General features: G+C 61.7%; 13 protein-coding genes. 9 read left to right on the top strand and 4 right to left on the bottom strand.

What is annotated here, in order from left to right:
- Positions 1-9 precede the first annotated feature (9 nt).
- The 5 genes from pdxJ to rplI all read left to right on the top strand — a co-directional run bounded on the left by pdxJ (position 10) and on the right by rplI (position 2,457).
- The gene (gene pdxJ / locus A9404_RS05315; RefSeq protein ID WP_066099234.1) at positions 10-762 is read left to right on the top strand and encodes a pyridoxine 5'-phosphate synthase; all 753 of its coding nucleotides are present in this window, start codon (positions 10-12) and stop codon (positions 760-762) included.
- A gap of 36 nt (positions 763-798) precedes the next feature.
- A complete protein-coding gene (gene acpS, locus A9404_RS05310) occupies positions 799-1,185 on the top strand; it encodes a holo-ACP synthase (protein WP_066099233.1) in 387 nt (128 codons plus the stop codon).
- A gap of 115 nt (positions 1,186-1,300) precedes the next feature.
- Positions 1,301-1,729 (top strand): 30S ribosomal protein S6, encoded by a 429-nt coding sequence (gene rpsF / locus A9404_RS05305; RefSeq protein ID WP_066099232.1) that lies wholly within the window; start codon positions 1,301-1,303, stop codon positions 1,727-1,729.
- A gap of 18 nt (positions 1,730-1,747) precedes the next feature.
- Positions 1,748-1,972, top strand: coding sequence for a 30S ribosomal protein S18 (gene rpsR, locus A9404_RS05300; RefSeq protein WP_066099231.1), 225 nt, complete (start codon positions 1,748-1,750; stop codon positions 1,970-1,972).
- A 32-nt stretch (positions 1,973-2,004) separates the two neighbouring features.
- Positions 2,005-2,457, top strand: coding sequence for a 50S ribosomal protein L9 (rplI, locus tag A9404_RS05295; protein ID WP_066099230.1), 453 nt, complete (start codon positions 2,005-2,007; stop codon positions 2,455-2,457).
- A 118-nt stretch (positions 2,458-2,575) separates the two neighbouring features.
- Here the strand turns inward: rplI and A9404_RS05290 are convergent, their stop codons facing one another.
- A complete protein-coding gene (locus A9404_RS05290) occupies positions 2,576-2,893 on the bottom strand; it encodes an antibiotic biosynthesis monooxygenase family protein (RefSeq protein ID WP_066099229.1) in 318 nt (105 codons plus the stop codon).
- 196 nt (positions 2,894-3,089) lie between these two features.
- Here A9404_RS05290 and A9404_RS05285 point away from each other — a divergent pair, with 196 nt between their 5' ends.
- From A9404_RS05285 to A9404_RS05275, 3 genes are all read left to right on the top strand, one after another.
- Complete coding sequence (locus A9404_RS05285) at positions 3,090-3,587, top strand: hypothetical protein (RefSeq protein ID WP_066099228.1); 498 nt, start codon at positions 3,090-3,092, stop codon at positions 3,585-3,587.
- Between the two features lie 127 nt (positions 3,588-3,714).
- A complete protein-coding gene (locus A9404_RS05280) occupies positions 3,715-4,926 on the top strand; it encodes an acetate/propionate family kinase (protein WP_066099227.1) in 1,212 nt (403 codons plus the stop codon).
- 32 nt (positions 4,927-4,958) lie between these two features.
- Entirely contained in the window at positions 4,959-7,364 is a 2,406-nt protein-coding gene (locus A9404_RS05275; protein WP_066099226.1) for a phosphoketolase family protein, read from the top strand.
- 22 nt (positions 7,365-7,386) lie between these two features.
- Here the strand turns inward: A9404_RS05275 and A9404_RS05270 are convergent, their stop codons facing one another.
- Positions 7,387-9,297 (bottom strand): pyruvate kinase, encoded by a 1,911-nt coding sequence (locus tag A9404_RS05270; protein WP_231880951.1) that lies wholly within the window; start codon positions 9,295-9,297, stop codon positions 7,387-7,389.
- A gap of 74 nt (positions 9,298-9,371) precedes the next feature.
- On the opposite strand from A9404_RS05270, the gene A9404_RS13365 reads away from it, so the two are divergent.
- A complete protein-coding gene (locus A9404_RS13365) occupies positions 9,372-9,533 on the top strand; it encodes a carboxymuconolactone decarboxylase family protein (protein ID WP_197490444.1) in 162 nt (53 codons plus the stop codon).
- 31 nt (positions 9,534-9,564) lie between these two features.
- On the opposite strand, the gene A9404_RS05265 is transcribed toward A9404_RS13365, so the two are convergent.
- The gene (locus A9404_RS05265) at positions 9,565-9,804 is read right to left on the bottom strand and encodes a YdcH family protein (RefSeq protein WP_066099224.1); all 240 of its coding nucleotides are present in this window, start codon (positions 9,802-9,804) and stop codon (positions 9,565-9,567) included.
- A 90-nt stretch (positions 9,805-9,894) separates the two neighbouring features.
- The gene (gene dnaE / locus A9404_RS05260; RefSeq protein ID WP_066099223.1) at positions 9,895-13,419 is read right to left on the bottom strand and encodes a DNA polymerase III subunit alpha; all 3,525 of its coding nucleotides are present in this window, start codon (positions 13,417-13,419) and stop codon (positions 9,895-9,897) included.
- Positions 13,420-13,558 lie beyond the last annotated feature (139 nt).

Raw genomic sequence — 13,558 nt, 5'->3', positions numbered from 1 at the left:
ATAGACATCATGACGAATCGCGTCACCGCCCATGCACCGTTGCTGGGCCTGAACATTGACCATGTGGCCACCTTGCGCCAGGCGCGGGGCACGCTGTACCCCGATCCCGTGCTTGCCGCCCTGATGGCTGAGCAGGCCGGGGCCGACAGTATTACCTTGCACCTGCGTGAGGACAGACGGCATATCCAGGATCGCGACGTGCTGCGTCTGCGCGACATGCTGCAGACCCGGATGAATCTGGAGATGGCGGTGACGGACGAGATGATCGATTTCGCCTGTCGCGTGAAACCGCACGATTGCTGCCTCGTTCCGGAGCGGCGCGAGGAATTGACGACAGAAGGGGGGCTGGATGTCGCCAGCCAGATCGATCGGGTACACGCGGCCTGTGAGCGGCTGGCGGACGCCGGCATTCGCGTGTCGCTGTTCATCGCGCCCGACCCACGCCAGATCGATGCGGCGGTGGCCTGCGAGGCACCCGTCATCGAACTGCATACCGGGCACTATGCCGATGCCCAGGAAGATGCGCAGCAAAAACAGATTCTGAACGAAATCATCCGCGTGGCGCGCGATGCAGCGGACGTGGGCCTGCAGGTCAACGCCGGGCACGGGCTGCACTATCACAACGTGCAAGCCGTCGCCGCCATCCCACAGATCGAGGAGCTCAACATCGGCCATGCCATCATCGCCCGGGCCGTATTCTGCGGATTGCCCCAGGCCGTGCAGGAAATGAAGCAGCTGATGCTGTCGGCACGTCAGCGCTGATTCTGGCGTTCATTGAATGATCTTGGGTGTCATCGCGTGATCGTGGGTATCGGTACCGATCTTGTCGAGATTGCGCGGATTGCGCAGGGTCATGGCCGATACGGAGATAAATTCCTCGGCCGGGTGCTGGGTGATGTGGAGCTGGTGAACTGTCCGCTGCCGGATTCGGCGCGCTTTGCTGCCTGGGTCGCCAAGCGGTTCGCCGCCAAGGAGGCCGCCGTCAAGGCATTGGGTACCGGGTTTCGTGATGGCATCTGCCTGCAGGATATCCAGACCGTGCACGACCCCCTCGGCGCACCGAGTCTTCAGTTCAGCGGGAGAGCGCTTCAGCGGCTTAATGCCCTGGGCGCCACGCGGGTTCATCTCAGCCTGAGCGACGAGCGGCAGTACGCTCTGGCGTTCGTGGTGATCGAGCGCTGCTGACGACGCCAGCCACTCTTGTTCCCAAAGGGAAAATCGCGTAGAATCCGCGCCTCATTTCTCCTGCCTGACCGTGGCGCATACGGCAGGCTGCTTTATCAATCCACAGGAGCACACTATGCGACATTACGAAATCGTGTTCATGGTCCATCCGGACCAGAGTGAACAAGTTCCCGCCATGATCGAGCGTTACCGCGGCATTATCGAGAATTCCGGCGGCAAGGTTCACCGTCTGGAAGACTGGGGCCGTCGTCAGCTGGCCTATCCGATCAACAAGCTCGTCAAGGCGCATTACGTCATGATGAACGTCGAATCCGACCAGGCTGCTCTGGCAGAGCTCGAAGAAGCCTTCCGCTTCAACGACGCCGTTCTGCGTCACCTGACTTCCCGGATGGATGCGGCCGAGACCGAACCGTCCGTCATCATGCGCGAACGGGACAACGAGCGTCGTCCGCGTCGTCGTGACGACGATCAGGAAGGTAGCCGTTTCGATCGCGACGAGGACGAGTCGGTCGAAAAAGACGAAAGCGCCGAAGTCAACGAATAACAGTCAGGGGAACTCATCATGTCACGTTTTTTCCGCCGCAAGCGTTTCTGCCGTTTTACCGCTGAGAACGTCAAGCAGATCGATTACAAGGATATCGACACCTTGAAGCAGTACCTCACCGAAACCGGCAAGATCGTACCCAGCCGTGTTACCGGTACCGCTGCTCGCTATCAGCGTCAGCTGCAGACCGCCATCAAGCGCGCCCGTTTTCTCGCGTTGCTGCCGTACACCGATCGTCACTGATCGCCTCGGTTACAACGTTCAGGAGTTAAATCATGCAAGTCATTTTGTTGAACAAAGTAGAAAATCTGGGCGCCCTGGGTGATGTCGTGAACGTCCGTGCAGGCTATGCGCGCAACTTTCTGATCCCCTATGGCAAGGCCAAGGCCGCCACCAAAGTCAATCTGGCCGAGTTCGAAGCCCGTCGTGCCGAACTGGAGCGTATTGCCGCCGAGGAATTGGCCGTTGCGCGTGCCGAAGCCGAGAAGCTGAGCGAAGCCACAGTCACCATCCCCGTCAAGGCTGGTAGCGAAGGCAAGCTGTTCGGTTCCGTCGGCACGACGGAAATTGCCGAAGCGGTTGCCAACGCCTATGGCGTGGCACTCGAGAAGCGTCACGTGCGTATGCCGGAAGGTCCGTTGCGTTCGATCGGCGAGTTCGATGTGGCGATCCACCTGCACACCGACGTCGATGCGAGCGTCAAGGTGATCGTGGTCGGCGAAGAATAAGCCGATCTTCGGATCCGCCCCGGAAATAAGCCCCCGCGCCGCCTGGCTGCGGGGGCTTTTTAATTATGGGCCAACAACGCCGTGGACCCTAAAGCGATCGCCAGCGTGCGATCTGTGATCAGTGACCCACTTCGCTATGGATGATCACGTCATGACGCTCCAGCTTGCCTTCGCCGCTGAAGGCTTCCTTCGGGAGCGGATTCTGGTGTGCGGCACGGAAGTCGGGGCTGCCGACCCAGTTCTCGAAGGCCTGCTTGTCCTGCCAGTGCGTGAGTACGATATACACACCGGCGCCGGACTCCGGATCGGGACGGAGGATTTCCATTCGGACGAACCCGGGTTGCTTGTCCACCTGTCCGGCCCGGGCGCGAAATCGCGCCTCGAAAGCCTCTTGCCATCCTTCGGCGATGGGTACGCGGTTTGCAACGACATACATGAATTGACTCCTGAAGTATTTAAAGAATGACGTGAGTAAGGTTGCTGTTGGACGGCAATAGTTCCGGGTGAGCCCAAATGTCCTTTATTCGGTGGACGCCGCCTTCCGATTCCCTGATGGTACCGTGCGAAACTTTTCGTCGGTTTTTTTTGCCTAAGATCGTGTTCTTTCTCTCAAGCAAATACCGGAGGTGTTGATGATGATTGCTTCGTCCTTGATCAAATCGCGTTCCCTGGTTCTGTTTGCGGGCGCCGTGCTGGTGTCGTCCGCAATGCCTGCTGGCGTGGCCCTGGCGGGTACGCCCGAAGAGCCCAGCATCCATTCCCTGACGCCAGCGGAGGTTCAGTCCGGTGCCCTGACCATCGAACAGGGTCACGAGGGCGTTCGCTATGTGTCCGGCGGCGTTGGCGTCGAGGAACGCGCCTGGCTGGCTGCACATGAGTCCCAGTTCAATACGCGATTGACCTTTGCGGTGGAGCCTGGCGGGGCTTTTGTCTCCGATGTCCAGGTATTGATTACGGCCGGGCAGGGCAAGACCGTGCTGAAGACGACGACGAATGGCCCCAAGTTGTTGGCGGAGTTGCCGGCAGGTAGCTATGAGATACAGGCGACTCATGATGGTCAAACGCTGCATCGTACTTTTACGGTAGCGTCTCATGGCCACGTTGCACTGGGTTTCGGCTTCAAGAACTAGGCAATAAGCGGGTTGTGCCGGCACCTGATGATATTGGCAGCGGGGCATCGTCCCGCTTTGTCTTGGTGCTGACATGCGGCTGAATTAGCATGGGTGGTACCTGGGTGAACCGGTAGGTGAGGATCGGATGGCAGCCAATAACCGTCAGTTGTGGTTGACAGTCAATGCGGGTTCATCCTCGCTCAAGCTCGTCCTGTTCGAAGCCGACTCACTAAAACCTTTTGCCGTCGTGCAGATCGAGCGTATCGGTACCCCCGATGCCCACCTACTGGCTGGCGATCTGCCGGTGATGACGATTGCCGCCGCCGACCATCGCCGCGCGTTTGATCAGGGCTTGCGCTACTGGCGTCAGCAATCGGTCCTCGTCTCTCCCGAAAATTTGATGGGGATCGTGCACCGAGTCGTCCATGGTGGAGAGCGATTCACGGCCCCGATCCAATTGACGCCGGACGTCCGTGCGGGCATCGAGGCACTCATACCTCTGGCGCCATTGCATAATCCCCTGGCGCTGCAGTGCATCGATGCGGCACTGGCGCTGGATGCACGAACGCCTCAGTTCGCGGTCTTTGATACCGCCTTTCACCATGATCTGCCCCCCGAGGCATTTCACTATGCCCTGCCACTCCGTTTCTATCGCGAGTTCGGCATTCGCCGTTATGGCTTCCACGGGATTTCTGTCGACTCGGTCAGCAGACAGCTGGCCGAAAGCCTGGGAGAGCCACGAGCGTCCCTGAACCTGATCGTGGCACATCTGGGGAACGGTGCCAGCCTGACGGCCATCCGTGGAGGGCGCAGCGTGGACACCACGATGGGGTTTACCCCGCTGGAAGGATTGGTGATGGGGACACGGGCAGGGGATCTTGATCCGGCGATACCGGCCTTCTTGGAAAACCATACCGGGTTGAGCGGCGCCGATGTGGCCCGATTGCTCAACCGGGAGAGCGGGCTGCTCGGTCTGTGTGGCCACGCCGATCTCCGGGCGATTCATGAGGCCATGACGGCGGGTAATGATGCCGCCGAACTGGCTGCACTGGCCTTGGCCGTCTACACCTACCGGATCCGCAAGTATCTGGGGGCGTTCATGGCGTTGTTGGGGCGGGTGGATGGTGTGATTTTCACCGGGGGCGTGGGGGAGCACGATGCGATCGTCCGGTCACAGGCTTTGTCGGGCATGGGCCTGTTCGGTTGGCATCTGGATCCGGCGCGCAACGTGGCCACCCTCGGTCCGGCTGAGGTGACGCCGCTCCATGCCGAAGGCAGTTTCCCGGGCATTTACGTGGTGCCGAGCCGGGAGGCCGAGCAGATGGTTCGTTTGGCGGCACCCTTACTGGCTACTTGAATCGGGTGGTTACCGAGCGGGGAGGTACGGCGATGGAAGATCAGCGGGCGACGCAGGTCGCGACGAATGAGGTGCCGGGCGCGGCGCTCAGCGATTACGAACTGGCCCAGATCGATGCCTGGTGGCGTGCCGCCAATTATCTTTCGGTCGGGCAGATTTATCTGATGGACAATCCGCTCCTGCGCGAACCATTGCAGCCGGAGCACGTCAAGCCGCGTCTGTTGGGGCACTGGGGCACCACACCGGGGCTGAACTTTCTGTATGTGCACATGAACCGCCTGATCCGCGAGCGGGACGTGAATGCCATCTATATCGCCGGTCCGGGACATGGCGGTCCGGGGTTGGTGGCCAATACCTGGCTGGAGCGCACCTACAGCGAGGTGTATCCCGAAGTATCCCGGGATGCGGTGGGGATGAAGCGACTATTCACTCAGTTCTCCTTTCCGGGTGGCATCCCCTCTCATGTGGCGCCGGAAACACCCGGATCGATCCATGAGGGTGGGGAGTTGGGCTATTCGCTGTCCCATGCGTTTGGGGCGGCGTTCGACAATCCGGATCTGGTCGTCTTTGCCGTGGTCGGCGATGGCGAGGCGGAGACCGGTCCGTTGGCCACCTCCTGGCATTCCAACAAGTTCCTGAATCCGGCGCGGGATGGCGCGGTCTTGCCCGTCCTGCATCTCAACGGCTACAAGATCGCCAATCCGACGGTGCTGGCGCGTATCGATCCCGAGGAACTGGACGAGCTGCTGCGCGGTTATGGCTACCGGCCCTATGTGGTCGAAGGCAGCGACCCGCAGGAGATGCACCAGAAGATGGCCGAAACGCTGGAAATCGTGTTCGACGAGATCGAGGCGATTCAATTCCGGGCCCGGGTGGAAGGCGATGTGACCCGTCCGCGCTGGCCGATGATCGTCCTGCGTACCCCGAAGGGCTGGACCGGTCCGAAAACCGTCGATGGCAAGAAGACCGAGGGATTCTGGCGGGCGCATCAGGTACCGTTCGGCGAGGTCCGGGAGAATCCGGAGCATCTCGCCTTGCTGGAAGAATGGCTCCGCAGCTACCGGCCGGAGGATCTTTTCGATGCGTCGGGTCGTCCCGTGGATCTGATCAACCAGATTGCGCCGCTGGGCGAGCGACGCATGTCGGCCAATCGTCATGCCAATGGCGGCACGTTGCTCAAGCCGTTGACGATGCCCGATTTTCGCCAGTATGCCGTGCGACTGGATCAGCCGGGCACGCATCGGGCGGAGGCGACCCGCATCCTGGGTCAGTTCCTGCGCGACGTGATGCAAGCGAACCTGGACGCCCGGAATTTCCGCCTGTTCGGCCCGGACGAAACGGCCTCCAACCGGCTGGATGCGGTGTATGAAGTCAGCCCGAAGGCCTGGGACGCTACCCATTGCGAATTCGACACGGATCTTTCCGTGGAGGGACGCGTCATGGAGATTCTGTCCGAGCATACCTGCCAGGGCTGGCTGGAAGGCTACCTGCTGACCGGGCGACATGGCTTCTTCTCCTGCTACGAGGCCTTCATCCATATCGTCGATTCCATGTTCAACCAGCATGCGAAATGGCTGAAGACGACCCGGCACATTCCCTGGCGCGCGCCCATCGCGTCGCTGACCTATCTGCTGACGAGTCATGTCTGGCGCCAGGACCACAACGGGTTTTCCCACCAGGATCCGGGGTTCATCGACCACGTCGTCAACAAGAAATCCGACGTGATCCGGGTCTATCTGCCGCCGGACGCCAACACGCTGCTGTCGGTCGCCGATCATTGCCTGCGTTCGCGCAACTATGTGAACGTGATCGTGGCGGGGAAGCAGCCCGCCCTGCAGTTTTTGGATCAGGATGCCGCGGTGAAGCACTGTACCCACGGACTCGGCATCTGGGGTTGGGCAAGCAACGATCAGGATTCCGAACCGGATGTGGTGATGGCTTGCGCGGGCGATGTACCGACGCTGGAAACGCTGGCTGCCGTCGATCTCATTCGCCAATACCTGCCCGAGTTGCGCGTCCGGGTGATCAACGTGGTCGACCTGATGAAGCTGCAGCCGGAGAGCGAGCATCCGCACGGTCTGAGCGATCGGGCATTCGATCAGATGTTCACGACGGATAAGCCGGTGATCTTCGCGTATCACGGATACCCCTGGCTGATCCATCGCCTGACCTATCGGCGGCGTTGTCATCCGCATCTGCACGTGCGCGGGTACAAGGAGGAGGGGACCACCACCACGCCCTTCGACATGGTGGTTCTGAACGATCTGGATCGGTTCCATCTGGTGATGGACGTGATCGACCGGGTGCCGTCGATCGGCGCCCATGCCGCCTATGTGAAGCAGATGCTCGAGGATCGACTCCTGGACCATAAGGCCTATATCCGTACCCATGGCGCGGACATGCCGGAAATCACCCAGTGGCGCTGGCCGTACCGCTAGACTCGGTACCCGTCTATCGCGGTCAGTCGAAATCTGCGATCGTCAGCTTGCGGCGCATGGCCATCCGCTTGTTGTAGTGGCCCTCCATGCGGCCCAGCACCGCCCCGAGGAAACGGAGGGTTTCGACGATGTGCGGCCCCTTGTTCAGCATCACGCACTCCGCCCGGATGCTCATGGCGGCATCGGTCACCTCCGGGCGGGAAGGGGCGCCGCTCTTGGCCATGTTCTCCAGGATCTGGGTGGCCCAGATCACCGGAATGTGGGCCGCCTCGCAGAGCCAGAGAATTTCCTCCTGCACTTCCGACAGGCGCTCGAAGCCCAGTTCCACGGCAAGGTCGCCCCGGGCGATCATGACCCCGAGGCGGGGGCTGCGCATGCCCGTCAGCAGGATGCGCGGCAGATGCCGGAAAGCCTGACGGTTCTCGATCTTGAGCACGATGCCCAGCTGGCACGCATCCAGACGGTTGAGATGATCCTGCAGAAGTGCCACGTCGGAGGGGCGGCGCAGAAACGAGAGCGCGACGATGTCGATCTCGTGGGCGAGATCGGCAAGGTCGGCGAGATCCTTGTCCGTCAGGGCGGTCGCATGGAAATCCGTATCGGGAAAATTTATGCCTTTTTCTTCCTTGATCCGACTCCCGCCGGGGGCGGCGTGCGTGATGGTCAAGGTGATTTCGTCGCCATCGTTGGCCGTGATCAGCGCACCGATCCGACCGTCGTCGAGCCATACCGACTGGTCCCGACGGGCCTCCGTGAATGCGGCTTCCAGGGTGCAATGCAAGCGGGCGGGTACGACGCGGTCCTCGATGGTTCGGGCCGCCGTTCCCGGCTCGTCGGCACGTGTCAGAATCAGCGTGTCGCCGACGTTCAGACGGATTTCCTCAGGCACCACCGGCGTGCCAATCAGTCGGCCGCTCAGAACGTGGGGATCAAGGGCGCTCAGTGGCGTTTCCTCCTCGATATAGACGGTTTGCGCGAAACCGATCAGAAGACCGTCCGTCGTCTGTTCGATCAGCCAGCCGAGACAGTGGTGGCTGCGCGCGTCGGTCAACGTGAAGCGGGTGCCGGATTCCAGGCTACCCCACGGGCGCCCCGTGTGCTCACTGTGCAGCATGAGTTGGGGGATGTCCGGGGTTGGGGGGGCAGTGGGTGCGTCCGGGCCGCTGACCCAGAGTCGTGCCGGTTGGACGACGCGGCCGCGGAAATCCCGTTTCGGTCGGATTTTCAGCAGGCGCCCCTGTGCCTGGATGCTGCCTGTGCGTGATTTTGGTCCCGCAAGATCAGCCTGGATTCGGCAGGAGCGGCCTTGCGTCAGCGCGGCGTTGCGCACCTGCGCGATCATCTGCCGCCAGGCGGAGACATCGTCATGGGCGCAGTTGATGCGGGCGATTTCCATGCCGGCCTCGATGAGGCTGGGAATCAGGGTTGAGTCGGTGACGGCCTCGTTGGGCAGGGTGACCATCAAGCGGACTTCCCGGTCGCTTCGTCCGTCGCCCAGCAGGTCGCGGGTGTGGGCTTTCAGGTGTTCGATACCCGATCGGAAATCGACCGGTTCGGACGGTGGTTCCGTCGTTGGGCCATCGGTGGAATCGTTCAGCCGTTCCGATACGGCATTCAGCGAGGCCATGACGTGGGTTTCCAATATCCCGAAGGAGGAAAGACCCAGTTGGGACAGTTCCCATTGCAGCTGTCGAATGTCGTGTTGCCGAACCCCGAGATAGTGCAGGAGATTCTTTGCACTGGCCCGATAGTTCGGATCGATCTCGTCCAGCATTTCGGCATAGCGAGCCTCCAGGCGGAGGCCTGCCTGGCGCAGTGCGTCGATCTCTTCCAGCAGTTCATGGGCCGGGTGGATGGCTTGTTCGCGCATGATCGAGTTCCAGTCGCTCAGCAGATGACAGGTATCTATAGGCGATACAGATGACAGCTTCATGTTGCTGTCATGAACGACGTGGTTCCCTGCGTTCCAAGTGCTGCCTGTTAACCCGTTGTTTCGGCAGGTATCGAATGGGCGTCACGCCGAATCGGGCCCTGAAGGCCGGGGTGACGCACGCAGAGATCATCGAGGTCTGCGAGGTGGCCATCCTGATGGGCGGCGGCCCGGCATTGACGCATATCGCCGAGGTGAAGAAGGCCCTGGCATTGTTTGAAAAGACCGGGACCGAGTGATCGTTGGCGACGCACGGGCGTCGCAGGGCAATCAGGCGGAAGTCAGCATCTGATAGAGCTGATCCTTGAGTTCCAGCCGTTGCTTCTTCAGGGTTTCCGCATGCTCATCGCTGATCGGCAGGTCGTTTTTCTCGGCCTGTTCGATTTCGTTGTTGAGGTTGTGGTAGGCCTCGAACAGACGGGCGAAGTGGTGGTTATCCATCTTGAGCTGATGGATTTTTTCCTTGAATTCCGGAAATTCGTGCACGAGGTCGTGGTGTTCGATCTGCATGGTCGCTGTTCTCCAGGCTGAAGATTGAAAGGCGGCGGCAGTATAGCGATAATCCCTACAATAATTGACGTTAATTTTTCGGGCTTCCGGTCAGCGCCGGTACAGAACCTGTACTTCATCGACGCCGGGTCTCTCGCCCAGGTCGTTCAGTATCGGGTCCGTCGGCGGGACCTGCCAAGAGGGACCGAGCCGGACCACGGCGCGTGCCAGCGGTGATTGCACGAGGCAATGCACCGGCACGCCGTCAGCTTCCGCCCGGTGCTTCTGGAGCACGTCGAGCAGACTGTCGATCTCCGTTTCCCCGGCGTCGGGCGCCAGTCGGATCATCAGGCTGCGCGCCCGCTCGCATCGGGCCTGCTCCAGCGGCATCAGACGCTTGCAACGTACGCGGACGCCGCCGCTGAAATTGTCGAAAGTCGCATCGCCCTCCACGATCACGAGCTGATCCATGCCGATCCAGGGTGCCAGCGCGTCGATGTCGTCGCCGGTAATGCGTACCTCGCAGCGCCCGCCACCGTCGTCCAGCGTGATGAAGAGCTGACGGTCGCCGTTCTGCTGGCGGACGACGCGCTCGGCAACGCACAGGCCGGCTACGGTGACGGGTTCGCCGCGACTGAAGGTGCCGGGGGCGGGGGCATCCAGCCGTTCGCCGAGGTCGGCCAGCGAATCGGAGACGATCTTGGCCAGTTCGGCCTTGAAGGCGTTGATGGGGTGGCCGGTCAGATAAAGCCCCAGCGTATTCTTTTCCTGTTTCAGCTGTTCGGTATCGGGCCAGGGGTCGAGGGTCCGAATGGGAACGGCGATGGCCGTTTCCGGGGTGTCGAGCCCGCCGAACAGGTCGCCCATGCCCGCTTCCTGCGCGCTTTGCAGCTGGTTGGTCGCCTTCATGGCCTCGGGGATATGCGCGAACAGGCTGGCTCGGTTCGGGCCGAGCTGATCCAGCGCTCCGGCGAGCACCATGGCTTCCAGTACGCGCTTGTTGAGCGCCTGGGTGCCCACGCGCTGGCAGAAATCGTTCATGTCCCGGAACGGGCCGCCGCGTTGCCGTTCGTGGACGATCTGCTGGATCACGCCTTCACCCACGCCCTTGATGGCGCCAAGACCATAGATGATCGTGCCGGCGTCGGCGGCCTGGAACTTGTAGGCGCAGCGGTTTACGTCCGGCGGTACGACTTGAAGATTCATGCGTTGGCACTCGCCGATCAGGCCGACGATCTTGTCCGTGTTGTCCATATCGGCGGAGAGCACGGCGGCCATGAAATGGGCCGGGTAGTGCGCCTTGAGCCAGGCGGTCTGGTAGGCGACGAGCGCATAGGCGGCAGAGTGCGACTTGTTGAAGCCGTAGCCGGCGAATTTCTCCATCAGGTCGAAGATGTGGCCGGCCTGATCCGGGTCGACTTCCTTGCTCTTCGCGCCCTCGAGGAAAATGGCCCGTTGCTTGGCCATTTCCTCCGGCTTCTTCTTGCCCATGGCACGCCGCAGCAGGTCGGCGCCACCCAGCGTGTAGCCCGCCAGGATCTGGGCGATCTGCATCACCTGTTCCTGGTAGACGATGACCCCATAGGTAGGTGTCAGGACCTCGGTCAGCCAGGGATGGAGGTATTCAATCCGCTGCTCGCCTTTCTTGCGCAGGATGAAGTCGTCCACCATGCCCGACTGCAACGGGCCGGGACGGAACAGGGCGACGAGGGCGATGATGTCTTCGAAGGTATCCGGCTGCAGGCGACGGATCAGATCCTTCATGCCGCGGGATTCGAGCTGGAAGACGGCGGTGGTTTCGCAGCGCTTGAGCAGCTGGAAGCTGGCCGGATCGTCCAGGGGAATGGCGGAGATGTCGACGGGGGGGGCGCCGCGTGCTTTCTGTTCCGCATTGATGGCGGTCAGTGCCCAGTCGATGATCGTGAGATTGCGCAGACCCAGGAAGTCGAACTTGACGAGACCCACGGCCTCGACGTCGTCCTTGTCGAGCTGGGAGGCCGCCGAGGCGCCGTTGGCTTCGCAGTACATCGGCGTGAAGTCGGTCAGCTTGCTGGGCGCGATCACCACGCCGCCTGCGTGCTTGCCGACGTTCCGCGGCAGGCCCTCGAGCGCCATGCCCATGTCCACGATGGCCTGGACTTCCTCGTCGCGTTCGTACAGATCACGGAATTCGGCCGAGAAGCGTTCGGCTTCCTTCTGCGAGCGCTCCGTCCGACCGAGGGCGTCCTCCAGGGTGACGTCCAGCCCCGGTTTCATCGGAATCAGCTTGGCGATGCGGTCGACGAAGCCGTAGGGATAGCCCATGACCCGGCCCACATCGCGCACGACAGCCTTGGCCGCCATGGTTCCGTGGGTGGCGATCTGCGAAACCGCCGCGCGGCCATAGCGTTCGGCCACGTATTCGATGACCCGGTCGCGGCCTTCCATGCAGAAGTCGATGTCGAAGTCGGGCATCGAGACCCGCTCGGGATTCAGGAAGCGTTCGAACAGCAGGTCGTAGGGGATCGGATCGATGTCCGTGATCAGGAGTGCCCAGGCGACCAGCGAACCCGCACCGGAGCCCCGGCCCGGGCCGACCGGAATCGACTGGCGCTTCGCCCACTGGATGAAGTCTGCGACGATCAGGAAGTAGCCGGGGAAGCCCATCTGAATGATCACGTCCAGCTCGATGTTCAGTCGCGCCCGGTATTCGGCATGCTGCTCTTCGGGTACCCGCTCGAAACGGTAGGCCAGACCCTGCTCGCTCAGTGTCCGCAGATATTCGGCTTCGCTCTCGCCGTTGGGCGTGGGGAAGTTCGGCAGGAAGTTCTTGCCCAGCCGCAGGGTAACGTTGCAGCGTTCGGCGATGGCCACGCTGTTGGCGAGGGCCTCGGGAATGTCGGCGAACAGGGACTGCATCTCCTCGGCGGAGCGCAGGTATTGCTGCGGGGAATACAGGCGCGGCCGACGCGGATCGTCCAGCGTCCGTCCGTCGTGGATGCACACCCGCAGTTCATGGGCCTCGAAATCGTCGGCATCCATGAAACGGACGTCGTTGGTGGCCACAACGGGCAGATTTCGCGCCTGTGCCAGTTCGACGGCGGCATGCAGGTAGGTTTCCTCGTCCTGCCGACCGGTTCGGGTCAATTCCAGATAGAAGCGATTCGGAAACCGTTCCAGCCAGAAAGCCAGTTCGGCCTCGAGATCGGCGGGTTTGCCCTGGAGCAGGCGTTGTCCAATGGGGCCGCCCACGCCGCCGCCCATGCTGCAGCTCAGGGCGATCAGGCCCTCGCACTGGGCCACCGTCAGCCATTCGCGCTTGAGGGTGGGGCGCCCGTCGATCTGTCCCTCGCAGTAACCCTGGGAAAGGAGTTCAGTGAGATGCCGGAATCCGTCGTTGTTCTGTGCGAGGAGGACGACCCGGCTCGATACCTGCTGTTTGTCGTCGGCCAACCAGCAATCCGCGCCCAGAATCGGTTTGATCCCTGCCTTGATCGCCCCCTGGTAGAACTTCACCATCGCGAAGAGATTGCCCTGATCGGTGAGCGCCAGGGCCGGCATGCCGCGATCGCGGGCGGCGGCCAGCATGGGCTTGATGCGCAGGGTGCTGTCGACCAGGGAAAATTCGCTGTGGGTATGGAGATGGACAAAACTCATTCGGCTCGGGGTTCCTTCGTGGGGCTAGGTCAGAAGGTGGCGGTCGGGTCGACCCATAGGGAGCGTATTCTGACATTTTGGGGGGCATGACAGGAGGCATTGATGAAAGAATTTGCCGGGTAGTCCGGTTGCCAGGGGC

The organism is Halothiobacillus diazotrophicus (assembly GCF_001663815.1).
GTDB lineage: Bacteria > Pseudomonadota > Gammaproteobacteria > Halothiobacillales > Halothiobacillaceae > Halothiobacillus > Halothiobacillus diazotrophicus.
The sequence above is the reverse complement of the archived record's forward strand: the minus strand, read 5'-3'. Positions and strand labels throughout refer to the sequence as shown.

Bases quoted from the DNA above. Each gene is read 5' to 3' on its own strand.
- pdxJ (WP_066099234.1), top strand. From the start codon at position 10: ATGACGAATCGCGTCACCGCCCATGCACCGTTGCTGGGCCTGAACATT.
- rpsF (WP_066099232.1), top strand. From the start codon at position 1,301: ATGCGACATTACGAAATCGTGTTCATGGTCCATCCGGACCAGAGTGAA.
- rpsR (WP_066099231.1), top strand. From the start codon at position 1,748: ATGTCACGTTTTTTCCGCCGCAAGCGTTTCTGCCGTTTTACCGCTGAG.
- rplI (WP_066099230.1), top strand. From the start codon at position 2,005: ATGCAAGTCATTTTGTTGAACAAAGTAGAAAATCTGGGCGCCCTGGGT.
- A9404_RS05290 (WP_066099229.1), bottom strand. From the start codon at position 2,893: ATGTATGTCGTTGCAAACCGCGTACCCATCGCCGAAGGATGGCAAGAG.
- A9404_RS05285 (WP_066099228.1), top strand. From the start codon at position 3,090: ATGATGATTGCTTCGTCCTTGATCAAATCGCGTTCCCTGGTTCTGTTT.
- A9404_RS05280 (WP_066099227.1), top strand. From the start codon at position 3,715: ATGGCAGCCAATAACCGTCAGTTGTGGTTGACAGTCAATGCGGGTTCA.
- A9404_RS05275 (WP_066099226.1), top strand. From the start codon at position 4,959: ATGGAAGATCAGCGGGCGACGCAGGTCGCGACGAATGAGGTGCCGGGC.
- A9404_RS05270 (WP_231880951.1), bottom strand. From the start codon at position 9,297: ATGAAGCTGTCATCTGTATCGCCTATAGATACCTGTCATCTGCTGAGC.
- A9404_RS13365 (WP_197490444.1), top strand. From the start codon at position 9,372: ATGGGCGTCACGCCGAATCGGGCCCTGAAGGCCGGGGTGACGCACGCA.
- A9404_RS05265 (WP_066099224.1), bottom strand. From the start codon at position 9,804: ATGCAGATCGAACACCACGACCTCGTGCACGAATTTCCGGAATTCAAG.
- dnaE (WP_066099223.1), bottom strand. From the start codon at position 13,419: ATGAGTTTTGTCCATCTCCATACCCACAGCGAATTTTCCCTGGTCGAC.